The sequence below is a fragment of the Kribbella aluminosa genome, from assembly GCF_017876295.1.
Lineage (GTDB): Bacteria > Actinomycetota > Actinomycetes > Propionibacteriales > Kribbellaceae > Kribbella > Kribbella aluminosa.
Genome location: NZ_JAGINT010000002.1, coordinates 1,853,342 through 1,877,377 on the forward strand (window position 1 = coordinate 1,853,342; position 24,036 = coordinate 1,877,377).

Sequence of the window (24,036 nt, forward strand, 5' to 3'; positions counted from 1 at the left end):
AAAGGGAGGAAATCCGCCCCGGGATCGAACCGGAGCGCCGGAAGCGGATCGGCGACATCCCCACTCTGGCAGTGAACAAACGACTGAAGTACGCCGGGTCCCCGCCCCCGCCGGCCGCGCGACCACGCTCGCCAGAGCCTCGTCCTCGGCAAGCAAAACCTTTGCACAGCTGAGTCTGGTGGTCAGGAGTCCAAGAGGTGGGTTCAGGTGTCCATTCTGTTCGGGGCTGGACGCTGCTGGAATGGACGGGTGCTGACGTCTAACGGATATGTGCTGGATGAGCGGCGGCTGGGTGAGCTGGTCGCGGTGCCGGAGGGAGACCGTGGGGATCGGGGGTTGCTCCGGGCGCGGCTGCAGCGGGACGGGTACCTGTACCTGACAGGGCTGCTGGATCCTGCCACGGTGTCGGCGTTCCGGGAGTACTACTTCGAGTTGACGGGTGCTGCCGCGGACAGGGCGTCGTACCGGAAGGTGCTGTTCGAGGAGATCGTGCCGGGGCCGGAGTACGCGGCCTTCTGTACGCAGCCGGCGCTGAAGGACTGGTTCGAGTGGTTCCTGGGCGGGGAGCCGTTCCTGCACCGGCGGAAGATCATCCGGCAGACGGCGCCGGGTGAGAACGGCATCGGTACGGCGACCCAGGCGCACTACGACCTCGTGTACCTGCGAGAGGGGAGCGACCACGTGCTGTCGGCGTGGATCCCGCTGGGCGACTGCCCGGTCAGCCGCGGCGGCCTGACGTACCTGGAGGGCAGTCACCACCGCGTGCTCGCCGAAGAGGCGGCCGGCCGGCTGAAACGACCGGCGGCGTCCATCACCGCGGACCTGCCCGCGCTGGCCACGGAGTACGACGCCAACTGGCTGGTCGCGAACTATCGGGCCGGGGACGTCGTCGTACACACCGCACACACTGTCCATGCGGCGCTCGACAACGTGTCCGACGACATGCGGCTGTCCACCGACATCCGGTACCAGCGTGCCGACGACGCCGTCGACACCCGCTGGCAGCAGCACTGGCACGACCGCGACGGCCTCTGACGGACATCTTCTCGCTAACGACAATCATTTCGGTTAAGGTGGGCGCGGAAGTGCGAACCGAGTCTGAGGAGAGTCGTGAACCGGAACGAACTGATCAGCGGCGTGGCGGAGAAAGCGGGTATCCCGCGGAACCAGGCCGAGAAGGTCCTCGACGCGCTCGGCGACGTGGTCACCGAGGCCGTCCAGCGCGGTGAGAAGGTGTCGCTGACCGGCCTGCTCAGTATCGAGCGGGTGCTGCGCGCGCCGCGGACCGGCCGGAACCCGCAGACCGGTGAGCCGCTGAACATCCCGGCCGGGTACTCCGTGCGGCTGTCCTGCGGGAGCCGGCTGAAGGCCGCCGCGCGCGCCGGACGCTGACCCGCCGGCTTGTCCACAAGCAGGCGATACCGGTCCCTGGCAGTTCGCGAAACGGGTATGTTCGCTGGCAGTAACTCCACTCGCGACAAGGGGCCAGGGATGACAGCAGGAATCGACGGGTCGGCCGCGGCGCGACCGCAGGACGATCTGTACCGGTTCGTGAACGGGGCGTGGCTGGCGGAGCACGAGATCCCGGCGGACAAGGCGATCCACGGCGCGTTCCACGCGCTCTGGGACACCGCCGAGCAGGATGTCCGCGCGATCGTCGAGAAGACCGTCGCGGCCGGGCATCCGGACGGCAGCGAGCCGCGGAAGATCGCCGACCTCTACACCAGCTTCATGGACACCGAGACGATCGAGCGGCTGGGCGCCGGGCCGATCGCCGACCAGCTCGCGCTGGTGCAGGCCGTCACCGACGCTGCCGGGCTGGTGGCGGTGCTCGGGCAGCTCGAGCTGCAGGCCGTGCCGGGGGTCTTCCACTACTGGGTCGACGCCGACGCCAAGCAGTCCGACCGGAACATCGTGCACCTGACCCAGGGCGGCCTCAGCCTGCCCGACGAGTCGTACTACCGCGAGGACGCCTTCGCCGAGATCCGGACGGCGTACGTCGCGCACGTGGCGAAGCTGCTCGAGCTGGCCGGCATCGCGGATCCGGCCGGGGCCGCGGAGCGGATCCTCGAGCTGGAGACCCGGATCGCCGGCGCGCACTGGGACCGGGTGAAGGAGCGGGACGTCCAGCTCACCTACAACAAGCTCGACCGGGCCGGGCTGGACGAGCTCACGCCGGGCTTCGACTGGGCGAGCTGGCTGGCCGGTGCCGGCGTACCGGAGGACGCGTTCGCCGAGGTCGTCGTCCGGGAACCGGACTTCCTGACCGCCGCGGCCGGCGCGCTGCGGGAGGTCGACGTCGACCGGTGGAAGGAGTGGCTGAGCTGGCGGATCGTGCACAGCGCCGCGCCGCTGCTGAGCCAGGCGTTCGTCGACGAGAACTTCGCCTTCTACGGCCGGACGCTGACCGGTGCGCCGGAGCTGCGGGACCGCTGGAAGCGTGGCGTCGGCGCGGTCGAGCAGGCGCTCGGTGAGGCGCTCGGCAAGCTGTACGTCGCGGAGCACTTCCCGCCGGACGCCAAGGCCCGGATGGTCGAGCTCGTGCAGAACCTGGTCGCCGCCTACCGGCAGCGGATCGAGGCGCTGGACTGGATGGGCCCGGAGACCCGGCAGCGGGCGCTCGAGAAGCTCGGCACGTTCGTGCCGAAGATCGGCTACCCGGACGAGTGGAAGGACTACTCGGCGCTCGAGATCGACCCGACCGACCTGTTCGGAAACGTCCGCCGTTCGGTCGCGGTGGAGACCGCACGGGACCTCGACAAGCTCGGCAAGCCGGTCGACCGGAACGAGTGGCGGATGACGCCGCAGACCGTGAACGCGTACTACAACCCGCGGATGAACGAGATCGTCTTCCCGGCCGGCATCCTGCAGCCGCCGTTCTTCGGGCTGGACGCCGACGACGCCACCAACTACGGCGCGATCGGCGCGGTGATCGGCCACGAGATCGGCCACGGCTTCGACGACCAGGGCTCGCGGTACGACGCCGACGGCAACCTGAACGACTGGTGGACCGACGAGGACCGCGCCGCCTTCGAGCAGCGCACCGACAAGCTCGTCGCGCAGTACGGCGTCCTCGAGCCGGCCGAGACCCCCGGCCAGAAGGTCAACGGCAAACTCACCCTCGGGGAGAACATCGGCGACCTGGGCGGCCTGTCGATCGCGTACGTCGCCTACCAGCTCTCCCTGGACGGCACCGAGCCGGACGAGGAGATCCAGGCCGGCGCCGAGCGCTTCTTCGCGGCCTGGGCCCACGCCTGGGCGACCAAGACCCGCCCCGAGGAGGCCGCCCGCCGCCTGACCATCGACCCGCACTCACCGCCGGAGTTCCGCTGCAACGCGGTGGTCAAGAACATCGACGTGTTCCACACCACCTACAAAACCACCGAGACCGACGCCATGTGGCTCGCTCCCGAAGACCGAGTCCGCATCTGGTGACCCCCACCCGCCGCATGCCGGCCGCCACGTGATCGTCCAGCGGTTTCAGCGGGCAATGCCGACGTCGCCTGGGAAGTGCGCTGAGACGTGTCCGCCGACCTCTTCCGGGGCTTGGCAACAACATTTGTCCCCGAAACTGGGTACAATCGTTGCAATGGCTGATTCGACCCTGGTGCGGCTCGGCTCCATCGCGGAACGTCGGTGGGGCCTGGTCACCACTGCCCAGGCCGAGGACGCGGGCGTTTCCCGCAAGCAGCTCTCCCGGATGGCGTCGGCTGGTGCGATCGAGCGTGTGGCACAGGGGGTGTACCGCATGGCGGGAGCGCCGCCGCAGGATCACGAGGCGATCTACGCGACCTGGCTGGCCCTTGGCGGAGCCGCGGCGCCCCGCACCACGGAAGGTGTGGCATCGATCGTGGCGGCCGGCGTCACGGCGGCGATCGTTCATGATGCCGGTGACTTCTTCCTGGACGGCTTCGACTTCATGGTGCCTGCACGCAAGGGCTCGCGCCTTCGTGGGGTGCGTCTGCGCGTCCGGCGGCTGACCCGTGACGAGGTGATCCCCGTCGATGGACTTCCCACCCTGACCGTCGAGCGAACGATCGCGGATCTGGTCGAGCTCGGGATCGACCTGTCTTTGGTCGCCGGCGCCGTCGGTGACACGGTGCGCGCCAACAAACTGGTGGCCCCCGACCGGCTCGCGTCCTACCTCGACCCCATCGCGGCGCGGCGCCGGGGCGACGGCAGATCCCTGGCAAACGACCTGTTCGAGCTGGCTGGCGTGAGCCCGGAAGGCTGGGACCATGACCGAGCATGAGGGCTACGCCGACTGGCGATCCCTGGAGTCGGCGATCAAAGACGCCGCGAAGCAGGCAGCCCAGCACGCAGGTCCCGGGATCAGTGCCGCCAGCGTCGACGCCAAGATCCGGCAGGCTCGCTTCGACCGGTTCCTGTCACGTGTCTTCGCCGAGGGCGAGCAGTCCGAGTGGCTGCTCAAGGACGGGATGAGCATGCTCGCTCGGGTGCCCCGTTCGCGCACAACCAAGGACATGGATCTGGCAGCGCAGCGGGCGACCAGTCTCGCGGAGGCTGAGACAGCACTGACCGAACTTGTCGACGTCGATCCCGAGGTGATCGAGCCCGCCAACCGGCTCCATCTGCGCCGGCCTCTGGTCACTCATCCCTACCGGCTCTACCCGGTTGCCGACCAGATCGCAGACAAGGTCTGCGGCAATGGACACCAACTATGCCGGCGGCAAGCGCAGCAGCCGCGTCAAGGACCTGGTCGACCTTGTCGTTCTGGCGCATACCCAGGCAGTGGACCTGCACGAGCTGCGGCTCGCGATCGCCGCCAAACAGCGCCTCAGCGCCATCGAGCCGTTCCGTCACTTCGGCATCCTGCCGACTGGACCCGGACCTACCCCGCGACCGCGAAAGGCGTCCCCCTCGCCGAGTCCTTCACGGCCACGACCGCGGCAGAACTCGCCGCTACGTTCGTCGACCCGGCGCTCGACAGGAACTCGAACGCGGCGACCTGGGATCCGCAACATCTCACCTGGGTGGAAGCCCTGAGCGGCGTAGCTCACGCGAGAGGCCGGAGCTCAGCTCAGGAACTGACGGATTTGGATTGCCGACAATAGTTCTTCGGTACTGAGTCAGCGCTTCAGGGCGGTTTGGGTGAAGATGTTGTCCGGGTCATAGGTGGCTCTGAGCTGGCGTAGCAGAGTGAGCTTTTCGGGCGAGTAGGCGCGGTGGACGGCGGCCGGGTCGTCGTCGGCGAGGGTGTTGACGTAGCTGCCGCTGGTGTAGGGCTCCAGAGCGGCGGCGTAGGCGCGGGCCGCGGCGATGCGGTCCGCGTCCTCCGCGGGATCGGTCCAGTCGTCGCCGGTGGTGAACTCTACGAGCGCGTCGCGATGGCTGTACGCCGTCGCGTCGTCCGGTACGTCGCCGATCGCGCCGCCGTTCAGCGTCATCCGTGCTCCGGGCAGGTCCCGGGACAGGAACGCGTCGATCGCGGCGTCCGGCAGCGAACGCAGGTAGTGCCCCTTGCAGTACCTGCGCAAGGCGTGGCGTTCGTCGTCGTCGGACTGGGTCTGCAGGTCGAGGTAGCTGACCTCGCGGACCCGCTGTCCGACCGGCCGGCCGATCGCCCGGTACGACGGGAGCAGCCGGCGCCCCTCATCGACGTCGCCCACCCACACATAGCCGATGCTTGCGATCGGACGCCCGTCCCGCCGGCCCACCCGCGCCACCGGAGTCGCCGCCCGCGGCGCTTCCGCGAACAGGTCCCGCCAACCGCGTAACGCCGTACCGCCGTCGTCCAGGTCGTAGAACAGGTCCACCGTCAACGTCTGCGTCCCCACCGGATGCAGGCGGAACTCGAACTCGGTGACCACCCCGAAGCTCCCGCCGCCACCGCGCAGAGCCCAGAACAGGTCCGGGTACGAGGTGTCGCTGACCCGCAGTACGGCGCCGTCCGCGGTGACCAGCTGGTACGACACGACGTTGTCGCAGGTCAGCCCGTACGCACGCGCCAGCCAGCCGATCCCACCGCCCAAGGTGAGCCCACCGACGCCGGTGTGCGAGACGTTGCCTGCCGTCGTGGCCAGGCCGTACCGCTGACTGGCCACGTCGAGTGCGCCCAGCAGCGCGCCACCGCCGACCCTGGCGCGGCGGCTGACGGGGTCGACCTGCACCGAGTTCAGAGCGGACAGATCGAGCAGCAGACCGCCCTCCACCACCGGGAGCCCGAGGAAGCTGTGCCCGCCGCAGCGGACCCCGATCTCCAGACCGGCCTCCCGGCCGTAGCGCAGCGCCGCCACCACGTCCGCCGTACTCGAGCACCGTGCGATCAAGGCCGGGCGCCGGTCCACCATCGCGTTCCACACCGCCCGGCCGGAGTCGTAGCCCGCATCCCCCGGCCGGGTCAGGAGCCCTTCGAAGGCCGCGATCGTCATCGCCGGGCCGCCGTCCGCGCCACTGCTGCGACCAGGGCCTGGATCGACGCCCGCCGGAACCAGACGATCCCGGCCGCCATCAGCAGATACCCGAGCGGAATCGCCGGGGACGCACCGATCGCGACGAGGTTCGTCAGCGTCGCCCCGACCAGCAGGAACGACAGACCGAGGGCGGCGGGACCGCACAACCGCGGCACCAGGAGGCCGATCGCGCCGGCCAGCTCCAGCACACCGACCACGTACCGCAACCACTGACCGGCTCCCACCGCGTCGAAGATGTCCACCATCACCGGGTCACCCGACAGTTTCGGCAGGCCCGCCATCACGAACATGGCCGCCAGCACCACCTGCACCATCCACAGTGCTGCTGTTCCGGGGCGGACCCTGCGTACCGTCGTCGTATTCATTGCTGCCTCCAAGAGTTGTTCTGGTACGACGACCTTCGCGCCGGCGGACCGCGGGTCACATCCGTGCCGACCACGGATCCACCACGGAAACCCCACCGATCGGTCATGATGGGGCGCGTGAACGAGGTGTCCGCACGCGAGGCCGAGGTGCTGGCCGCGCTGGCCCAGTACCGGTCGAACGCGCAGATCGCCCGCGCACTGCACATCTCGGTGCGGACGGTCGAGAGCCACGTGTCGTCGCTGCTACGCAAGTACGGCGCCACCAACCGCCGCGAGCTTGCCGACCTGGTCGCCCCGCAGCACGAGCCAGACACTGCGGCCGGCCAAGGCGCCCCAGGTAGTGCGGGCGGCCCGGGTAGTGGGGGCGGACCAGGTGGTGCAGGTGGTGTGAGCGGTGTGCAGGGCCCGGGTGGTGTCGGGAGGGGCGCTTCGGGGACGGCCGGGGTGGGCACGCTCGGCCTGGCCGTGCCGCTAGGGGTGCCGGTCGGCCGGACCACCTTCGTCGGGCGTGCCGCCGAGTTGACCGCGGTCCGCGAGGCGCTTGGGCGGTCCCGGCTGGTGACGCTGCTCGGGCCCGGGGGCATGGGGAAGACACGGCTGGCTGCTGTCGTGGCGGCTGAGGCCGGCGATGCGGACGCGCTCGTGGACCTGGCTGCCGGGGCGTTTGTGGATCTGGTTCCGGTGCGGGACGGGCTGGTGGTCAGGGCGGTCGCGACTGCGCTGGGATTGACGGAGCGGCCGCCGCAGAGTCTGGAGCAGGTTCTTGTCGAGCATCTGCAGCAGGGGCGGTCGTTGCTGGTGCTGGACAACTGCGAGCACCTGGTCGACGAGGTCGCTGTGCTGGCGGAACAGCTGCTCCGGGCGTGTCCCGGGGTGACGATTCTTGCCACCAGTCGGGAGCGGCTGGGCGTACCGGCGGAGACGACCGTACTGCTGCCGCCGCTGGACGCCGCGACCGAGCTGTTCGCGGAGCGGGCGCGGGCGGTCGACCCGGAGTTTGTGGCTTCGGACGAGGAGCTCGCGGAGATCTGCGCGCGGCTCGACGGTATGCCGCTCGCCATCGAGCTGGCTGCGGCGAGGATCGGGTCGCTCGGGGCCGACGGTTTGCGGGCGGCGCTCGACGATCGGCTCCGGCTGGTGGCGGGTGGGCGCGGCATGGACGCGCGGCATCGGTCGCTGGCGGCTGTCATCGGTTGGAGCCACGAGCTGCTGGACGAGCAGGAGCGGCTGCTGTTCCGGCGGCTGTCCATCTACGTCGGCGGCTTCGACCTGGACGCGGCCAGCGCGACCAGCCCGGAGCTGGGCCGCGGCGAGGTGGCGGATCTGCTGGGTCGGCTGACGGACAAGAGCCTCGCTGTACGCCGGGGATCGCGCTGGCGGCTGCTGGAGACGATCCGCGAGTTCGCCCGCGAGCAGTTGACCGCGGACGAGCTGGCAACCGCCCAGGACCGCTACCTGCACTGGGCCGCCGACACCGCCATCACCCTGGAAAGCCGCCTCGAAACCCCGCACTGGCAACAGCCCTACGACGAGGTATCCGCCGACCTCCACGCCGCCCTCGCATCAACACCCCCAGCAAGCGCCGACGCGGTGGTGGGGGCTGGGGCGCGGGCGGTGGGGCATGGGTTGGCGCGGGGGTTGGGGCATCTGGGGTTCGCTCGGCGGCAGTTTCGGGAGTCCGTCGGGTACTACCGGGCGGCGGCCGAGCGTGCTGCGGACCCGATCACCGCCGCGCTGGATCTGCGGTCGGCGGCCGATGCCACGTTGGCGATCTCGGACGCGGAGACCGGGGTACGGCTGCTGCTGGACGCCGCCGACCGGGCCGTTGCTGATGGCAACGTTCGGGCGACGATGCTCGCGCTGGCCGTGATCGCGGTCAACCGGTACCCGACCGGCTCGCTGTACGACGTACCCGCCGAGCGCAGCAAACACCTGCTGCAGCAGGCGATCGACTGCGCACGGCCCGGCGACGTACACGTGACCGCACTGCTCGCGACCGCCAAGGCGTGGGAGTACGGCGGCCGTCGCATCGGGGCCGACGCGGAGCTCGCCCAGGAGGCCGTCGACGCGGCTCGCCGCACGGGTGATCCGGTGCTGATCGCCGGCGCGCTGGACGCGTTGACCGTCGCCGCCGGGAACGCGGGCCGGCTGCGGGACGCACGCTCGTACGCCGTGGAACGGATGCGCCTGGTCGGCCCGCTGCCGCGGCACGAGCCGTACGCCGCGGCCGAGATCATCGACGCCTTCCACGTCGCTCCGACCACGGCGACCGCGGTCGGCGATCTGCGGGCCGCCGTCGCGGCGGTCGGCAGTCCGGACGACCCGGTCGGCGACCATCCGTACATCTCGCTGCCGCGACTGATCCGGGTGACCGCGCTGACCGGGCAGTTCGACGCCTGCGTGGCGCACGCTGACGCGCTGTGGGAGCGCTGGCAACGGGCGGGAGCACCGCCGATCGAGTGGATGGCGTCAGCGTTGTCGGCGGCCGCGATGGTGCACGGGCTCCGGGACGACGGGCTGTTCGAGGTCTGGCAGGCGCGTGCGCTCGAGGTCGCCCGGTGTACGGACCTGGAGGATGCTCCTTGGCTGGCGGCTCCGTACACGTTCGCCCGGGCGCGGGTCGCCGTACAGCTCGGTGCTGTCGAGCAGGCGCCGGACATCGTACGACGCGCGTTCGGGGACTTCGCCGAACGCTGGTGGGCGCCGTACGCGCGCTCCGCCGCCGCCGAACTCGCCGTACTCGCCGGCCTCCCGAACGCCCCCGACCTCCTCGCAGCCGCAACCCCGGACGCCACCGAGAACACCTGGGCCGCCGCCTGCCTAACCCGAGCAAACGCCCGAGCAACCGCCCGCGCAACCGCCCGAGCAACCGCGCGCGCAACCGCCCGAGCCGACGGTGACGTCGACGGCCCTGCTCGCCGCGGCCGACGGCTTCGAGCGCATCGGCGCGCACTTCGAACGCCTCAGCACCCTCGCACTACACCCCGACCACGCCACCGAGGCACGGATCGAACTCGCGGCCCTCCAAGTTCCGTAGTAGATCCGTGCTCACCACGGATGCCGCCGCGCACCTCTGAAGGCCAGGCTTGGGACAAGCGAACAAGCCTTGGAGGAATCATGGGAAACGTAGCGTCAGCAATGTCGATGTCCCTGGACGGTTTCGTGACCGGCCCGAACGACGGCCGTAAGCACCCGCTCGGCGAGGGCGGCGCCGTTCTGCACGACTGGCTCGGCAAGACCGCGACGGATGCGGACCGGGCGGTCCTCCAGGAGATGGTGGACGGCGCCGGAACAATCCTGATGGGACGGCGTTCGTACGACTCCTGTGTCGGTGAAGGCGGCTGGGGCGACGGCGGACCGGCCGGGGACGTCCCGTGCTTCGTGCTGACCCACGAGCCGCCCGCCGAGGCACCGAAGGTCTTCACGTTCGTCACCGACGGCATCGAGAGCGCGGTCGCGCAGGCGAAGGCGGCGGCCGGCGACCGTACGGTCGGCATTCACGGAGCCACCGCGGCGCAGCAGGCGCTGGCAGCCGGGCTGCTGGACGAGATCCAGGTGCACCTGGTGCCGGTCCTGCTCGGCGACGGCGTCCGCCTGTTCGACCTGCTCGGTGCGTCCCCGGTGAACCTGACCCGTGACCGCGTGGTCGAGGCCGGCAGTGGCGTCACGCATCTGCGCTTCCGGGTAGTCCGGTAGATGGTGGCGTTCGGCAACGAGTGTGAGCCGGTCGGCAAGCGCGACGCCGACCTCGCCGGGCTGGGCGCCCACGGATCCACCCCGGTCGCCATCCGCCTCAAGGCTTAGGAAGCCATCCAGGACTGGATGTCCTCGATGGTGCGGGGCATCGCCTCGGAGAGGTTCTCCGGGGTGCCGTCGGTGATCAGGATGTCGTCCTCGATCCGGATGCCGATACCGCGCAGGTCCTCGGGGACGGTCAGGTCGTCGGCCTGGAAGTACAGGCCGGGCTCGACGGTGAGCACGTACCCGGGCTGGACCGTGCCCTTGCGGTAGTTCTCGTCGCGGGCGGCCGAGCAGTCGTGGACGTCGAGACCGAGCATGTGGCTGACGCCGTGCAGCGTGTACCGCTGGTACAGGCGGCTCGCCGGGTCGAGCGCTTCCTCCGCCGAGACCGGCAGCAGCTCCATCGCGTCGAGGCCGTGGACGATGACCTCCATCGCGGCCTGGTGCCCGGCGCGGAACGCGGCACCCGGTGTGAGCGCGGCGATGCCGGCGTTCTGCGCGTCCAGGACCAGCTGGTACAGGTCGCGCTGGCGCGGGGTGAACTCGCCGTTCACCGGGAGTGTGCGGGTGATGTCGGCGGTGTACAGCTGGCGGTTCTCCACGCCCATGTCGAGCAGCATCAGCGTGCCGTCGCTCACCGGGCCGTCGTTCTCGATCCAGTGCAGCGTGGTCGCGTGCGGGCCGGCCGCGGCGATCGACGTGTAGCCGACGTCGTTCCCCTCGGCGCGGGCGCGGCGCCAGAACGTGCCCTCGATCCAGCGTTCGCCGTACTGCCGGACCTTGTCCATCTCGGCGAGCACGTCGGAGAAGCCGCGGTGCGTGATCGCGACCGCGTCCCGGAGCTGGTCGAGCTCGTACGCGTCCTTCACCAGCCGCAGCTCGGACAGCGTCGCGGCCAGCTCGTTGTCCTTCAGGTCGTCGGTCTGCGCACCGCTGAGCAGCGAGGCGATCGACTGGTCCTCGTCCCGCCGGACCCGGGTCGGTACGTCGCCCTTCAACGCGTCGGCCAGCTGGTCGACGTGCCGGGTCTCGATCCCGAACTCCTTGGCGGTCTCGGTCAGCGACGGACGCCGGCCGGCCCAGAGCTCGCCGTACATCCGGTCGCGCCAGAACTCCTCGCCCTGGGCGCGGTCGGCGCGCGGGCGGAAGTACAGCACCGGGTCGTGGCCGGTGGTGCCGTTCGGCTCCAGGACCAGGACCGCGTCGGAGGTCTGGTTGCCGGTCAGCCACACGTAGTCGGTGTGCGGGCGGAAGACGTAGTCGGTGTCGTTCGAGCGGACCTTGTAGGTGCCGGCCGGGATCACCAGCCGCTCGCCGGGGAACGCCTGCGACAGCGCGTCCCGGCGTTTCGCCGCCCACACACCGACGTCACCCAGTGACAGGTCGTGCCGCTCGGAGTCGGCCCAGCCGGAGTTCATGAACTCGCGCAGCTTGGGGCTCGGCTCGTTGTCGTGCGACGCGGTCTTCGGTGCGGCGTTCTCGGTCATCGGCGACCAGTCCTCATCTCGCTACGGGTGCAGTTGGTCCCCGCGCAGCGTTCCGCTGCCAGGTTGCGCCTCCGCGGGGTCGGAGCCGATGCGGGTGATCGCATTGTGCTCGTCCACGAAGACTACGCTCGGTTCGAAGACCTTCGCCTCGGCGGTGCCGAACATCCCGTAGGCGATCAGGATCACCAGATCACCGGGGTGGATCAGGTGCGCCGCGGCACCGTTGATCCCGACGATCCCGGACCCACGCGGCCCTTCGATCAGGTACGTCGACAGCCGGTGCCCGTTGGTGATGTCGACGATGTCGACCTTCTCACCCGGCAGCAGGCCGGCCGCGTCCATCAGCTCCGCGTCCAGCGTGCACGAGCCGACATAGTCCAGATCCGCCTGCGTGACCGTCGCCCGGTGCACCTTCGACTTCATCATCTCGCGCCACATGCAGGGGATGATCCCGGCGTAACCGTCGGCTGTCAGTGGTCGCAGTCACGTCGGGCCTTTTCGCCAGGACGGAATCTTGTGGCAGTCGGCAACTTTCCCGGTGGATGCGGTGTCTCAACCGGTGCGCTGCCGACGGGGGAGCGCCGGACGGAGGGGATCGAAAGATGAAGCGGAACGGCGTGTTGGCAGGGGTCGCCACGGGGGTCGCGGCGCTGGCGGCGGCGGGGGCTGTGTTGCTGGGGACGACACAGCCGAGCAGCGCCGCGCAGACCCAGCAGCCGGTCAGGTTGACGGCTGCTCAGAGCAGTACGGCGGTGACGTTCGTGAAGCGGTACTTCGAGCGCAAGCACCCGCACGGATACCTGTCCAACGCGGTACTCCCGAAGACCTGGCGTGAGGTGCACGTGGCCGCGCACCAGACCCGGTTCGACGACACCGCCAACAGCCGGATGATCCGGTTCAACACGTGGTGGGGACCGCAGACGCCGCAGTACGCGCTGAAGCAGAAGATCGCCGCGCTGAAGGGCACCCGCGGCCTGCACCTCGTCGGCACGTCGACGGTCGGCATGCCGTCCACCGCGGGCCAGGGCAGGCTGACGGTGAGCACGATCGTCTACACGTACAAGAGCGGCAGCACCACCCGCTGGGTCGCCACCCGGTACGTCGCTCAGAACGGCAGGACCCTGACCGACGCCGAGATCACCGTCGCGGGCCGTCCGGCCGACAGCAGGACCCTGGGCCTGGTCCTGAACAAGGCCACCCAGACGCTGGTGATCACTCCCTGATCACTGCGGCACTACATGGATGACGCCTGAACAGCCAGCTCTCGCAGACCTTCGTAGCGTCCCCGGAGCCCGGCGATGCGTGCCACGTCGTCGGCGGCCGGCGTCAGGTGGTCGCCGCCGGGCTCGGGTGACAGGCCGAGGGCTACGGCGGCTGCGCCGCGGGCGCCGACCTCGGGCTCTGCGCAGACTGTGGTGGGCCGGGCGAACGTCGCCGTGAGGCAGCGGCGCCACCACTCGGACGCGTCGATGCCGCCGCCGCCGAGGACGACCTCCAGTTTTTGGCCGAACAGCTCGTCGAGGACGCGGAGTCCGCGGTCGATCTCCAGCGACGCACCCTGCAGCGCGGCCGCGAGCAGGTCGGCGGAGCTGTCGTCGAACGAGAGCCCGAAGTACACCCCGGAACCACCCGGCACGTTCGCGGGCGGTCTGGTGCCGGCCATGAACGGGATCGCGATCGCGTGCGTCCCGCCGATCTCCACGCCGAGCGGTTCGGCGGACTTCAGCCGCAGTACGCCGGTCAGCCACGCGTGCAGGTTCCCGGCCGCGGAGAACGCCATCCCGGTGACCGCGCGCTTGTCGTCGACCCGGTACCGCCACAGCTCCCACGGCAGCTCGGGCGCGTACTCGATCGGGTGCACGACCCGTACGGCGGCCGACGTACCGACCGTCACCGCGGCCGTCCCCGCGTCGTACCCGCCGGTCCCGACGTTGGACGCGGCGCCGTCGCCGGTCGGCGGATGCACGGGTACGCCGACCAGCCCGGGCCAGCGGCGCTCGTACTCCTTGGACAACGTGCCCGTCCACCCCGTCGGCACGATCGCCGGCAGTTGGTCCGCGGTCACGCCCGCGACCGCCAGCGCCTCGTCGTCGTACGCACCGGTCGCCAGGTCCAGCGTCCCGGTCCCGGACGCGACCGACACCGACGTGACCCGCTCGCCGGTCAGCCGCTCGAGCACGAGATCGGGCAGACCGGCAAAGGCGGCAGGGGAGTCGGACGCGAGCAGCCACGGGATGCGGCGGGTCCAGTACAGCCGGTGCAGCCAGGTCCCGGTGCGGGCGTGGAACGCCTGCTCGTCGAACGACGTACCGAGGTCGAGGTCCACCGACCGCGTGTCCGCCCAGGTGATCACCGGTGTCCGCGCGGTGCCCTTGTTGTCCAGGGCAACGATCGAGTGCCACTGGGTGGACAGTACGAGCGAGCCGATGCCGTCCAGGTGCCCGTTCTGCTGGAGCTCGTCCAGGCAGCCGAACAGCCCCTCGACGTACTCGTGCAGGTCGAGCGTCGCGGAGCCGTCGTGCCCGTACGTCGGGGAGATCTTGTGCCGGGCCAGTGCACCCGGGATCGGCGACGCGTCGGCTTCGTGCAGCACCAGCGCCCGTGCGGACGACGTCCCGAGATCGAGAGCCAGGATCCGCGCGTCAGTCCTCGTCATGCAACGCCTTCAGGAAGTTCTGCGCCCAGACGTTCACGTCGTGCGCCGCGAGGTGCTTGCGCATCGCCTTCATCCGCCGGCCGAGCTGCCGTTCGTCGGTGTTCATCGCGTCGACAATCGTGTCCTTCATCCCGTTGATGTCGTGCGGGTTCACCAGGAACGCCTGCCGGAACTCGTCCGCCGCCCCGGCGAACTCGCTCAGTACCAGCGCACCGGTGTCGTCGTACCGCGTCGACACGTACTCCTTGGCCACCAGGTTCATGCCGTCCCGCAACGGCGTCACCACCGCAACGTCCGCCGCCCGGAACAGCGCCGCCATCTCGGTCCGGGAGTACGACGTGTGCAGGTAGTTGATCGCCGGCGTACCGATCCGGCCGTGCTCGCCGTTGATCCGGCCGACCAGCAGCTCGATCTCGTCGCGCAGCACCCGGTACTGCTCGACGCGCTCCCGGGACGGCGTCGCGACCTGGATGAAGACCGCGTTGTCGACCGAGATCCGCTTCTCGTCCAGCAGCTCGCCGAACGCGCGCAGCCGCTGCCGGATGCCCTTGGTGTAGTCGAGCCGGTCGACGCCGAGCAGGATGTGCGTCGGATTGCCGACCTCCTGGCGCATCTCGGCCGCCCGCGCGGTGGTCTCCGGCTGCCGCGCGATGTGCTCCAGCTCGTTGACGTCGATCGAGATCGGGAACGCCTTCGCACGCACGATCCGGTCGTCCGGCAGGTGGATCCGGTCGCCGCGGGTCCGCAGGCCCATCCGGTTCCGGGCCAGCCGGGCGAAGTTCGACGCGGCGCCCGGGCGCTGGAAACCGACCAGGTCGGCGCCCATCAGCCCGTCCAGGATCTGCCGCCGCCACGGCATCTGCGCGAACAACTCGGTCGGCGGGAACGGGATGTGCAGGAAGAACCCGATCCGCACGTCGGGCCGCAGCCGCCGGAGCATCGCCGGGACCAGCTGCAGCTGGTAGTCGTGCACCCAGACGTCGGCGTTGTCGTCGGCGGCGTCCGCGGCGGCCTCCGCGAACCGGCGGTTCACCGCGACGTACGACTCCCACCACTCGCGGTGGAACTCCGGCGCCACGATCACGTCGTGGTACAGCGGCCAGAGTGTCGCGTTGGAGAAACCCTCGTAGTACAGCTGGACGTCCTCGGCGCTCAGCATCACCGGGACCAGGTGCATGCCGTTGTCGTCGAACGGGTCCAGCTTCTCGTCGGCGCTGCCGGTCCAGCCGATCCACGCGCCGTGGTGCCCCTGCATCACCGGGGCCAGTGCGGTCACCAGCCCGCCCGGGCTCCGGCGCCACGCGGTGCTGCCGTCGGGCATCTCGATCCGGTCGACCGGCAGCCGGTTGGCCACCACTACGAAGGAACTCCTACCGTTCGGCATATTCGATTCATCCACTCAAATCGTCGTCGTCACCGGGGTAGCGGACCCCGATCTGTCTCCTGGTCTCGTCGAGCAGGTCGAGAATCTCGAGGGTGGCGGCGTGCGGGAGGGCCGGCACTTCGATCAGCCCCGCGCGCAGAGCCCGCATCACTGCGGCTGCTTCATAGTGGTACCCACGGCCATGCGTGGGTACGTCGATCCGCTCCGCTCCGGAAGCGGTCGTACGCACGTAGTACTCGGGGTGGTGGAACCGGCTCGGCAGCTGCAGGTTCCCTTCCGGGCCGCTGATCGCCGCGACCCACGGATTCTGCGAGCGCAGCCCGCAGGTCAGGGCGGCGACCGCGCCGGAGTCGTACCGCCAGGCCATCGCGACGTTCAGGTCGACGCCGTCGTCGTTGAGTGCGCCGACCGCCTTCACCTCCGCGGGGCGGCCCAACGCCATGTAGGCGAAGGTCATCGGGTAGATGCCGCCGTCCATCAGCGAGCCTCCCCCGAGCGCCGGGTCGAGCAGGCGAACCGGCAACGAAGCTTTGTGGAACGCGAAATCAGCAGTGACCTGCTGCGGCTCACCGATCACCCCGCTCCGCAGATCGTTGAAGAGCGCTTGAATGACGGGATCGGTACGCATCCACATCGCCTCGGCGAACAAGGTGTTGTGCTCGACCGCGACCGCGACCAGGTCCCGAGCCTGGGCGGCGGTGAGCGTCACCGGCTTCTCGCACAGTACGGCGATGCCGGCCTGCAACGCGGTCCGGGCGATCGGGTAGTGCTGCGGGTGCGGCGTACCGATGTAGATCACGTCGACTTCGCCGGAGTCGATCAGCCGGCGGTAGTCGTCGTACGCGTGCGGGATGCCGAACTCGGCGGCGAACTTGTCCGCGCTCTGCCGCGAACGGGACGCGACCGCGGTGACGACGGCGTCGTCCGCCAGCAACCCCAGGTCCTGGGTGAACTGGGTCGAAATGTTGCCGGTCGCAACGATTCCCCACCTGACGCGATCTATACCCACTGTCTGAACTCCGGGGTCGGGAACGGTCCGTCTGCTGCGATTCTCGCGGTTTCGAAGGCGTGAGCCAAGCGAATGAGCGTGACCTCACTCCGCGCCGTACCGCTGATGGTCAGCCCGACCGGGAGTCCGGAGACCAGACCGGACGGGACCGAGAGCAGCGGGTAGCCGGCCAGCGCGGCGTGCGACGAGGAGCTGCCCATCACGTGGTCACCGTTCACCAGGTCGATCGTCCAGGCCGGCTGGTACGACGGGCTCACCAGTGCGTCGAGCTGGTGGTCGCGGAGCAGGTTGTCGATACCGTCCCGGCCGGCGCGCAGCGCGGTCAGGCGAGCAGCGACGTATACGGGGGAGTCGAGACCGCCGGTCGCGGCAGCACGTTCGAACAGCTCCTGGCCGAACCACTGCAGCTCCTGGTCCGCATGCTCCTTGTTGAAGGCTATGAGGTCGTCCAGGTTGCGCGGGCCGCCAGGGGCACGCGTAGCGAGGTACGCGGCCATGTCGCCCTTCAGCTCGTGTGAGAGCACGTGGAGCTGGTCCTCGTCACCCCCTGGCGTCGGCAACGACAAGTGGTCGACCAGCGTCGCTCCGCACTGGCTGAGCAGGTCCAGCGCCCTCTCGGTGACCTGGTCGAGCCCCTTCGAGTAGCCCCACAGGGGACCACGCGGTACGCCGATACGCAGGTTGCCGAGGTCAGTGCCGCGACAGGCCTCGCTGTAGTCGAGCTGACCACTTGTCAGCACCGTGAGCAGCGCGGCGGTCTGCCTTACGGTCCGCGTCATCGGTCCGGCGGTGTCCTGCGAGTGGGAGATCGGGACGATGCCCTGCTGCGAGATGAGGCCGACCGTGGGCTTCAGGCCGACCACGCCGTTCAGGGCGGCCGGGCAGACGATCGACCCGCTGGTCTCGGTGCCGATCGCGTAGTCCGCGAGGCCCGCCGCGACCGCCGCGCCGGAGCCGGAGGAGGAGCCGCCGGGCGAGCGGTTCAACGCGTACGGGTTCCGGGTGAGGCCGCCGTACGCGCTCCAGCCGGAGGAGGACGCCGAGCCGCGGAAGTTCGCCCACTCGCTCAGGTTGGTCTTCGCCAGGATCACGCAGCCGGCCTCGCGCAACCGGCGTACCAGTGGAGCGTCCTGCGGCGGGGGCGGCTGCTCGGCCAGCGCCAGCGAACCGGCCGTGGTCGGCAGGTCCGCGGTGTCGATGTTGTCCTTGACCAGCACCGGTACGCCGTGCAGCGGGCCGCGGACCCGCCCGTCGTCACGTTCGGTGTCGAGTCGGGCGGCGTCGGTGAGCGCGGCGGGGTTCGGCGTGCAGATGGCGTTGACCGACGGGTCGACATCCCGAATCCGCCCCTGCAGCTCCTCCACCAGCGCCACGCTGGAGTCGGTTGAGCTCACGGGAAAGATCCTGCCAGAGTTGGGACCGTCCGGTTGCCTCGTCAGCGACACGCTTCGTGTCGGTCCTCGGTGAATGACATTGCTGTTGTTCAACACGTACAGTGGCACGCGGACGGACGATCACCGACCGCACAGGAGTCACCAGCAGATGGACAGCGCCAACGCCAGCTCTTCCGGCCCCGCCGAAGCTGCGCCGCCGGTCATCGCCGGGCTCTCCGAGAGGGACGGCCTGATCCTCGCCTTCGAGCGGCACTGGTGGAAGTACGCCGGTGCCAAGGAGCAGGCGATCCGGGACCAGTTCCAGATGTCCGCGACCCGGTACTACCAGGTCCTGAACGCGCTCATCGACCGGCCCGAGGCTCTCGCGCACGACCCGCTGCTGGTCAAGCGCCTGCGCCGGCTCCGCGCCGCCCGCCAGCGCGCCCGCTCCGCACGCCGACTGGGCATCGAGGTCTGACCATGTTCCGCCGCCTCAGGGCGTGCCTTACTGCCCCACGTCCGCGGGGCGAGCAGGGGCAGGTGCTCTCGTCGCTCGTCGCGGTCGCCGCCGTGGTCGCGATCGTGGCCGGGTTGCTGGTGCTGTTCGGCACCCGCGGGAACGACAGCAAGGCCGGCGAGAAGCCGGTCGCCGCGAGTACGACGTCCAAGAAGCCGTCGGCCGGGCCGTCGACGGTCGGGGCCAGCGTGCCGCGACCGTCCGAGAAGCCCACGCAACCTCCGGCGGCCACCGAGCCGACCAGTGCGCCGACCACCCCGCCGACCGTTCAGCAGACTCAGCCTTCGTCGACCGAGCCGCCGACAACCACTCAGCCGACCCAGCCGGTGACGATCCCGGCCGAGGAACGGCCGGCGATCGAGGTGTACAACAACACCCCGCGCAAGGGCCTCGCCGACTCGGTCGCGAGCCGGGCCCGGCAGGCCGGCTGGACCGTGTCCGGCTCGCCGGACAACTGGCACGGCAAGGTCGTCGAGAGCACCGTGTACTACCCGCCCGGCATGCTCGCCGCCGCCAACCAACTCGCCCACGACCTCGGTGTCGGCCGGTCCAAGGGCGCCCTGGACAACATGAAGAAGGACCGCCTGACCGTGATCCTCACCTCGGACTACGCGGGTTGATGGCGCGATGAGCACTCCGGTCCTGCAGACCGACGCCGGCCGCGACGGCTGGGAAGCCATCGTCACCGACCCGGCGAGCGCGGTGATCGCGACCGACTTCGACGGCGTCCTCTCGCCGCTGGTCGAGGACCCGGCGAGGTCCCGCCCGGTCGACGGCGCCCTGGACGCGCTCGCCCGGCTGGCGAAGTCCGTGAACCAGGTCGCGATCGTCACCGGCCGGCCCGCACTGGTCGCCACCGAGCTGTCCGGCGTCAGCGGCCACCCGGGCCCTCGGGCGGCTCGTCGTACTCGGGCACTACGGCCTGGAGCGCTGGGACGCGACGACCGGCAGGGTGACCAGCGCGCCGGTGCCCGCGGGCGTGGCGACGGCCCGCGACCGGTTGCCCGGTCTGCTCCGCGAAGCCGGCGTACCGGATGCGTTCGTGGAGGACAAGGACAGCTCGCTGGCCGTGCACACCCGTCGGCTGGACGATCCTTCGGGTTCGTTCGAGCTGTTGCGCGGGCCGTTGACAGCGCTCGCCGCGGAGACCGAGCTGCGGCTGGAGCCCGGCAACCTGGTCCTCGAACTGCGACCGCCCGGTATCGACAAGGGCGTCGCGATCCACGGCCTGCTCGAGTCCACCGGCGCCCGGTCGATCCTGTACGCCGGTGACGACCTGGGCGACCTGGCCGCGTTCCGGGCGATCCAGGCGCGGCGGGCCGACGGGCTGTCCGCCGTACTGCTGGCCACCCGGTCCTCGAACGCGACCGAGCTGATCGACGCCGCGGACATCGTCGTCGACGACCCGAGCGGCGTGGTGACCGTCCTCACGGCCCTTTCGGACGCGATCGCAGCCCGCTGAACGCCTGCGTCACGGTCCGCCCGAGCGGCTGGACCGGATGCTCGACGTACCCGCCGTCCTTCAGATTCGCGAGCCGCTCGAACGGGTTCCGGGACGCCGGGTCGCCGGTGAGCAGGAACGAGACGACGACGCCGACGACGTACAGCGGCAGCATCGGCAGGCCGAGCAGACAGAAGTACTGCCACGAGTGCCGCTCTTCGTGCCGCACGAGCCTGGCGTCGTCGAAGTACGAGCGGTCGTGCTTGCTGAGAATCACATTCCCGATCGTGAACGCCCCCGCCACCGGAAAACCCAGCCGGTACCCGTTGGCGAAGAACAACCCCCGAGGCCCCCGGCTGAACTCAGCCCGCCCGACCACCCCGACCAGCCCACCGGCAAGCGTGGACAAATTGAGAAAGTTCCCCACCAACTTCACCCACTGCCAGCCACTCATGCCGCTCAGTATCGAGCGGATGTCCCAATGTCTCAATTCTTAGGACATGGCCCGCGACAGGTTGATCGGACGTCGGCGACGTGACGGGCCGCTTGCCCCGCGGTGTTCCTGCATGCAGGCAAACTCTGAAAACTGGGCCGAAACGCCCTCAACACGTGGGTTTTGCCTGCGTGGCGGTCCAGCCGGCCGCGGATTGTCGGTGGGGTGGGTAACACTTGGGCGGTGAGTTCGGTGGTGCGGGTCTGGCGTCCGGGGCGGGTGGTGGACCCGCAGTCGGTGATCGGTGGGTTGCGGAAGGGGCCCGGGGATCCGGCGTACGTGTTCGACCCGGGGCGGCGGACCGTGTGGCGGGCTACGCGGACGCCTGCGGGGCCGGTGCTGTTGCGGTTGACGCCGTACGCCGGGGCTGTCGAGGCGGAGGCGTGGGGACCGGGTGCCGAGTGGGCGTTGGACGGCGTACCGGAGTTGCTGGGGGACGGGGACAGCTGGGACGGGTTCGAGCCGCTGCCGGAGCACCGGGTGCTGGTGGACGCGGCGCGGCGGTTCCCGGACGTGCGGGTGCCGCGGTCGCGGGCGGTGTTCGAGGCGATGGCGGCGGCCGGGATCGAGCAGGTGGTGACCGGCAAGGAGGCGTTCCGCGCGTGGCGGCTGCTGCTGCGCGAGTACGGCGAGCCCGCGCCGGGGCCTCATGAGCAGGGCAACCGGGTGATGATGGTGCCGCCGGCGCCGGAGGAGTGGCGGCTGATCCCGTCGTGGCAGTTCCTGCGGGCCGGGGTCGAGAGCAGGCGGTCGCGGGTGGTGCTGACGGCGGCGTCCCGGGCGGGCGCTCTGGAGCGGACGCTCGAGCTGACCGACGGCGCGGAGATCGAGCGGCGGCTGCGGTCGCTGCCCGGGGTGGGCGTGTGGACGGCGGCCGAAGTACGGCAGCGCGCCCACGGGGACGCGGACGCGTTCTCGTTCGCGGACTACCACGTGTCCCGGAATGTGTCGTACGCCCTGATCGGCGAGGAACTGGACGACGACGGCTGCGCCGAACTGATCGAGCCGTACCGCGGCCACCGCTTCCGCGTCCAGCGCCTGATAGAGCTCACCGGCATCGGCCACCCCCGCTTCGGCCCCCGCAAATCACTCCCCACCCACACCCCGGGAGCGACCCACCGCTTGTGAGATCGCGTGTCTCGAATGATGGGATCACAGGACACAATATGGACCCGATTGGGTAATCTCGGGGGAGCTCATCCAGAGGGACTGAGGGAAACGGCCCGTTGACGTCCCGGCAACCCTCCCCGTCGAGACCCCGTCCGGGGCGCTCAGCGAGGGACCGGTGCCAAATCCGTCCCACGCCGAGATCCGGCGCCCGGGGAAGATGAGAGGGGAACCTCACTCATGAGCCTGACCGCCACCCACACGATCCGTGAAGGTGCCTTCGGCAACGGTACGCACCTGAGCTGTCGCGCCTGTGGGGCGAAGTCGCCGCTCGGTCCGTTCTACGCCTGTATGGAGTGTTTCGGTCCGCTCGAGGTCGGATACGAGTACCCGACGATCACCCGCGAGCAGATCGAGGCCGGCCCGAAGAACATCTGGCGCTACCAGCCGCTGCTCCCCGTCCCGGTCGATGTGGCGAGCTTCCCGAACACCGAGCCCGGCTACACCCGGCTCGTCGACGCGCAGAATCTCGCCCGTGAACTCGGGCTCAAGAAGCTCTGGGTGAAGGACGACTCCGGCAACCCGACCCACTCCTTCAAGGACCGGGTGGTTGCCTCGGCGCTCAGCGCGACCCGCGAGCTGGGTATGAAGGTGTTCGCCTGCCCCTCCACCGGCAACCTCGCGAACGCCGTCGCCGCGGCCGCCGCCCGGGCCGGCATCCGCTCGGTGGTCTTCATCCCGAAGGACCTCGAGCGGCCCAAGATCATCACCACCGCCGTGTACGGCGGGACGCTGGTCGCCGTCGACGGCAACTACGACGACGTGAACAAGCTGGCCTCCGAGATCGCCGGCGAGGAGGAGGGCTGGGCGTTCGTCAACGTCAACGTCCGCCCGTACTACTCCGAAGGCTCCAAGACGCTCGCCTTCGAGATCGCCGAGCAGCTCGGCTGGCGGCTGCCGCAGCAGATCGTGATCCCGGTCGCGTCCGGCTCGCAGCTGACCAAGATCGACAAGGGCTTCACCGAGCTCGGCAAGCTCGGGCTGGTCGACGCCACCGACTACAAGGTGTACGGCGCGCAGGCGACCGGGTGCTCGCCGATCGCGCAGGCGTTCCGCGACGGCCACGACGTGGTCAAGCCGGTGAAGCCGGACACGATCGCGAAGTCGCTGGCGATCGGCAACCCGGCCGACGGGCCGTACGTGCTGGACGTGGCCCGCCGTACCGGTGGCGCGATCGAGGACGTCAGCGACGAAGAGGTCGTCGAGGGTATCCAGCTGCTGGCCCGGACCGAGGGCATCTTCGCCGAGACCGCGGGCGGGGTGACGGTCGCGACGCTGCGGAAGCTGATCGCCACCGGGCAGCTCGACCCCGAGGCCGAGACGGTGATCATCAACTCCGGCGACGGGCTGAAGACGCTCGACGCCGTGGCCGACCGGGTCGGCCCCAAGGTGACCATTCCCGCGTCGTACGACGCCTTCGTGAAGGCAGGCCTGCAGTGAGTGTGAGCGTTCGGGTTCCGACCATCCTGCGTCCGTACACCAAGGGCGTGTCCGAAGTGTCCGCGGAGGGCTCGACGCTGACGGAGGTGCTCGACTCGCTGGACACGTCGTACCCGGGGATCAAGGGCCGCGTCCTGGACGAGTCCGGCGAACTGCGCCGCTTCGTCAACGTGTACGTCGACGACGACGACGTACGCTTCGCCGAAGGCCTCCAGACCTCCATCAAGGACGGCGGCCAGGTCTCGATCATCCCCGCAGTCGCCGGCGGCTGATCCGCTGCCCGGTTCCGGGCGTCGTTCGTCCGGAACCGGGTCTATCGTCGCCCGGTATGGCGATCAAGTGGACGATCGGCGGGGATGCGACCGAACCGCTGCGGCTGGCCGAGGGGCAACGAGTTCTGCATCGGCTGATCCGCCGTCCCTGCGTTGAGTCGTGGATTGGGGTTGTGAGATCGGGGTTTTCGGCGCCGAATTCCACGATTCGCGGATGCGGGTGGGAACCAATTGCCACGAGTCGGCGGGGCTTTAGG

At 69.9% G+C, this 24,036-nt stretch carries 22 protein-coding genes, 1 pseudogene and 1 riboswitch; of the genes and pseudogenes, 14 read left to right on the forward strand and 9 right to left on the reverse strand.

Features of this window, described 5'->3' with window-relative positions:
* The first annotated feature begins 249 nt into the window (after nt 1-249).
* The 5 genes from JOF29_RS30205 to JOF29_RS30225 all read left to right on the forward strand — a co-directional run bounded on the left by JOF29_RS30205 (nt 250) and on the right by JOF29_RS30225 (nt 5,075).
* Nucleotides 250-1,035 carry a phytanoyl-CoA dioxygenase family protein gene (locus tag JOF29_RS30205; protein WP_307863761.1) on the forward strand — a complete coding sequence of 262 codons (786 nt, stop codon included), beginning with the start codon at nt 250-252 and terminating at the stop codon, nt 1,033-1,035.
* Between the two features lie 75 nt (nt 1,036-1,110).
* Nucleotides 1,111-1,392, forward strand: coding sequence for an HU family DNA-binding protein (locus tag JOF29_RS30210; RefSeq protein WP_209697802.1), 282 nt, complete (start codon nt 1,111-1,113; stop codon nt 1,390-1,392).
* A 99-nt stretch (nt 1,393-1,491) separates the two neighbouring features.
* Nucleotides 1,492-3,435 (forward strand): M13 family metallopeptidase, encoded by a 1,944-nt coding sequence (locus tag JOF29_RS30215; protein WP_209697803.1) that lies wholly within the window; start codon nt 1,492-1,494, stop codon nt 3,433-3,435.
* Between the two features lie 154 nt (nt 3,436-3,589).
* Nucleotides 3,590-4,252, forward strand: coding sequence for a type IV toxin-antitoxin system AbiEi family antitoxin domain-containing protein (locus tag JOF29_RS30220; protein WP_209697804.1), 663 nt, complete (start codon nt 3,590-3,592; stop codon nt 4,250-4,252).
* Nucleotides 4,239-5,075, forward strand: a complete 837-nt coding sequence (locus tag JOF29_RS30225; protein ID WP_245359613.1) for a hypothetical protein — start codon at nt 4,239-4,241, stop codon at nt 5,073-5,075. The genes JOF29_RS30220 and JOF29_RS30225 overlap by 14 nt, the downstream gene beginning before the upstream one ends.
* 15 nt (nt 5,076-5,090) lie before the next feature.
* Here JOF29_RS30225 and JOF29_RS30230 read toward each other — a convergent pair whose 3' ends face one another.
* Together JOF29_RS30230 and JOF29_RS30235 are read right to left on the reverse strand one after the other, a co-directional pair.
* Nucleotides 5,091-6,392: an FAD-binding oxidoreductase gene (locus tag JOF29_RS30230; protein ID WP_209697805.1), complete on the reverse strand. Its 1,302-nt coding sequence runs from the start codon at nt 6,390-6,392 to the stop codon at nt 5,091-5,093.
* Entirely contained in the window at nt 6,389-6,799 is a 411-nt protein-coding gene (locus JOF29_RS30235; protein ID WP_209697806.1) for a DoxX family protein, read from the reverse strand. Before JOF29_RS30235 ends, JOF29_RS30230 begins: the two co-directional genes overlap by 4 nt.
* A gap of 117 nt (nt 6,800-6,916) precedes the next feature.
* On the opposite strand from JOF29_RS30235, the gene JOF29_RS30240 reads away from it, so the two are divergent.
* Complete coding sequence (locus JOF29_RS30240) at nt 6,917-10,495, forward strand: LuxR C-terminal-related transcriptional regulator (RefSeq protein ID WP_209697807.1); 3,579 nt, start codon at nt 6,917-6,919, stop codon at nt 10,493-10,495.
* 104 nt (nt 10,496-10,599) lie between these two features.
* Here JOF29_RS30240 and JOF29_RS30245 read toward each other — a convergent pair whose 3' ends face one another.
* Both JOF29_RS30245 and panD read right to left on the reverse strand, forming a co-directional pair.
* Nucleotides 10,600-12,027 (reverse strand): aminopeptidase P family protein, encoded by a 1,428-nt coding sequence (locus JOF29_RS30245; protein WP_209697808.1) that lies wholly within the window; start codon nt 12,025-12,027, stop codon nt 10,600-10,602.
* A 21-nt stretch (nt 12,028-12,048) separates the two neighbouring features.
* Nucleotides 12,049-12,465, reverse strand: a complete 417-nt coding sequence (gene panD / locus JOF29_RS30250) for an aspartate 1-decarboxylase (RefSeq protein ID WP_209697809.1) — start codon at nt 12,463-12,465, stop codon at nt 12,049-12,051.
* Nucleotides 12,466-12,629: 164 nt separating this feature from the next.
* Here panD and JOF29_RS30255 point away from each other — a divergent pair, with 164 nt between their 5' ends.
* Entirely contained in the window at nt 12,630-13,250 is a 621-nt protein-coding gene (locus tag JOF29_RS30255) for a hypothetical protein (RefSeq protein ID WP_209697810.1), read from the forward strand.
* Nucleotides 13,251-13,261: 11 nt separating this feature from the next.
* Here JOF29_RS30255 and JOF29_RS30260 read toward each other — a convergent pair whose 3' ends face one another.
* Genes JOF29_RS30260 through JOF29_RS30275 form a run of 4 tightly spaced genes read right to left on the reverse strand, consistent with a single transcriptional unit; the run spans nt 13,262 to nt 18,470 of the window.
* Entirely contained in the window at nt 13,262-14,683 is a 1,422-nt protein-coding gene (locus JOF29_RS30260) for an FGGY family carbohydrate kinase (RefSeq protein ID WP_209697811.1), read from the reverse strand.
* Nucleotides 14,670-16,067, reverse strand: coding sequence for an alpha,alpha-trehalose-phosphate synthase (UDP-forming) (locus JOF29_RS30265; RefSeq protein ID WP_209697812.1), 1,398 nt, complete (start codon nt 16,065-16,067; stop codon nt 14,670-14,672). Before JOF29_RS30265 ends, JOF29_RS30260 begins: the two co-directional genes overlap by 14 nt.
* 7 nt (nt 16,068-16,074) lie before the next feature.
* Nucleotides 16,075-17,076 carry a Gfo/Idh/MocA family protein gene (locus tag JOF29_RS30270; protein ID WP_209697813.1) on the reverse strand — a complete coding sequence of 334 codons (1,002 nt, stop codon included), beginning with the start codon at nt 17,074-17,076 and terminating at the stop codon, nt 16,075-16,077.
* Nucleotides 17,067-18,470 carry an amidase gene (locus tag JOF29_RS30275; protein WP_307863762.1) on the reverse strand — a complete coding sequence of 468 codons (1,404 nt, stop codon included), beginning with the start codon at nt 18,468-18,470 and terminating at the stop codon, nt 17,067-17,069. Before JOF29_RS30275 ends, JOF29_RS30270 begins: the two co-directional genes overlap by 10 nt.
* Before the next feature lie 148 nt (nt 18,471-18,618).
* Between JOF29_RS30275 and JOF29_RS30280 the strand changes: the two genes are divergently transcribed.
* The 4 genes and pseudogenes from JOF29_RS30280 (at nt 18,619) to JOF29_RS43760 (ending at nt 20,428) form a co-directional block, all read left to right on the forward strand.
* A complete protein-coding gene (locus JOF29_RS30280) occupies nt 18,619-18,927 on the forward strand; it encodes a DUF3263 domain-containing protein (RefSeq protein ID WP_209697814.1) in 309 nt (102 codons plus the stop codon).
* A 62-nt stretch (nt 18,928-18,989) separates the two neighbouring features.
* A complete protein-coding gene (locus JOF29_RS30285) occupies nt 18,990-19,586 on the forward strand; it encodes a LytR C-terminal domain-containing protein (protein ID WP_307863763.1) in 597 nt (198 codons plus the stop codon).
* Nucleotides 19,587-19,593: 7 nt separating this feature from the next.
* Nucleotides 19,594-19,779 (forward strand): annotated as a pseudogene (locus JOF29_RS43755) (trehalose-phosphatase); the annotation flags it as partial.
* A gap of 139 nt (nt 19,780-19,918) precedes the next feature.
* Nucleotides 19,919-20,428: a trehalose-phosphatase gene (locus JOF29_RS43760; RefSeq protein WP_307863764.1), complete on the forward strand. Its 510-nt coding sequence runs from the start codon at nt 19,919-19,921 to the stop codon at nt 20,426-20,428.
* Here JOF29_RS43760 and JOF29_RS30295 read toward each other — a convergent pair.
* On the reverse strand, nt 20,394-20,861 hold the full coding sequence (locus JOF29_RS30295; RefSeq protein ID WP_209697816.1) for a hypothetical protein: 468 nt from the start codon (nt 20,859-20,861) through the stop codon (nt 20,394-20,396). The genes JOF29_RS43760 and JOF29_RS30295 overlap by 35 nt on opposite strands.
* 222 nt (nt 20,862-21,083) lie before the next feature.
* Here JOF29_RS30295 and JOF29_RS30300 point away from each other — a divergent pair, with 222 nt between their 5' ends.
* The 3 genes from JOF29_RS30300 (at nt 21,084) to JOF29_RS30310 (ending at nt 23,779) form a co-directional block, all read left to right on the forward strand.
* On the forward strand, nt 21,084-22,028 hold the full coding sequence (locus tag JOF29_RS30300; RefSeq protein ID WP_307863765.1) for a DNA-3-methyladenine glycosylase family protein: 945 nt from the start codon (nt 21,084-21,086) through the stop codon (nt 22,026-22,028).
* A gap of 65 nt (nt 22,029-22,093) precedes the next feature.
* A riboswitch (SAM riboswitch) is annotated at nt 22,094-22,234 on the forward strand.
* A gap of 13 nt (nt 22,235-22,247) precedes the next feature.
* Nucleotides 22,248-23,507: a threonine synthase gene (thrC, locus tag JOF29_RS30305; RefSeq protein WP_209697818.1), complete on the forward strand. Its 1,260-nt coding sequence runs from the start codon at nt 22,248-22,250 to the stop codon at nt 23,505-23,507.
* Nucleotides 23,504-23,779, forward strand: coding sequence for a ubiquitin-like small modifier protein 1 (locus JOF29_RS30310; protein WP_209697819.1), 276 nt, complete (start codon nt 23,504-23,506; stop codon nt 23,777-23,779). The genes thrC and JOF29_RS30310 overlap by 4 nt, the downstream gene beginning before the upstream one ends.
* Nucleotides 23,780-24,036 lie beyond the last annotated feature (257 nt).

Bases quoted from the DNA above. Each gene is read 5' to 3' on its own strand.
- JOF29_RS30220 (WP_209697804.1), top strand. From the start codon at position 3,590: ATGGCTGATTCGACCCTGGTGCGGCTCGGCTCCATCGCGGAACGTCGG.
- JOF29_RS30295 (WP_209697816.1), bottom strand. From the start codon at position 20,861: ATGAGTGGCTGGCAGTGGGTGAAGTTGGTGGGGAACTTTCTCAATTTG.
- JOF29_RS30230 (WP_209697805.1), bottom strand. From the start codon at position 6,392: ATGACGATCGCGGCCTTCGAAGGGCTCCTGACCCGGCCGGGGGATGCG.
- JOF29_RS30255 (WP_209697810.1), top strand. From the start codon at position 12,630: ATGAAGCGGAACGGCGTGTTGGCAGGGGTCGCCACGGGGGTCGCGGCG.
- JOF29_RS30265 (WP_209697812.1), bottom strand. From the start codon at position 16,067: ATGCCGAACGGTAGGAGTTCCTTCGTAGTGGTGGCCAACCGGCTGCCG.
- JOF29_RS30280 (WP_209697814.1), top strand. From the start codon at position 18,619: ATGGACAGCGCCAACGCCAGCTCTTCCGGCCCCGCCGAAGCTGCGCCG.
- panD (WP_209697809.1), bottom strand. From the start codon at position 12,465: ATGTGGCGCGAGATGATGAAGTCGAAGGTGCACCGGGCGACGGTCACG.
- JOF29_RS30260 (WP_209697811.1), bottom strand. From the start codon at position 14,683: ATGACGAGGACTGACGCGCGGATCCTGGCTCTCGATCTCGGGACGTCG.
- JOF29_RS30235 (WP_209697806.1), bottom strand. From the start codon at position 6,799: ATGAATACGACGACGGTACGCAGGGTCCGCCCCGGAACAGCAGCACTG.
- thrC (WP_209697818.1), top strand. From the start codon at position 22,248: ATGAGCCTGACCGCCACCCACACGATCCGTGAAGGTGCCTTCGGCAAC.
- JOF29_RS30215 (WP_209697803.1), top strand. From the start codon at position 1,492: ATGACAGCAGGAATCGACGGGTCGGCCGCGGCGCGACCGCAGGACGAT.
- JOF29_RS30245 (WP_209697808.1), bottom strand. From the start codon at position 12,027: ATGACCGAGAACGCCGCACCGAAGACCGCGTCGCACGACAACGAGCCG.
- JOF29_RS30225 (WP_245359613.1), top strand. From the start codon at position 4,239: ATGACCGAGCATGAGGGCTACGCCGACTGGCGATCCCTGGAGTCGGCG.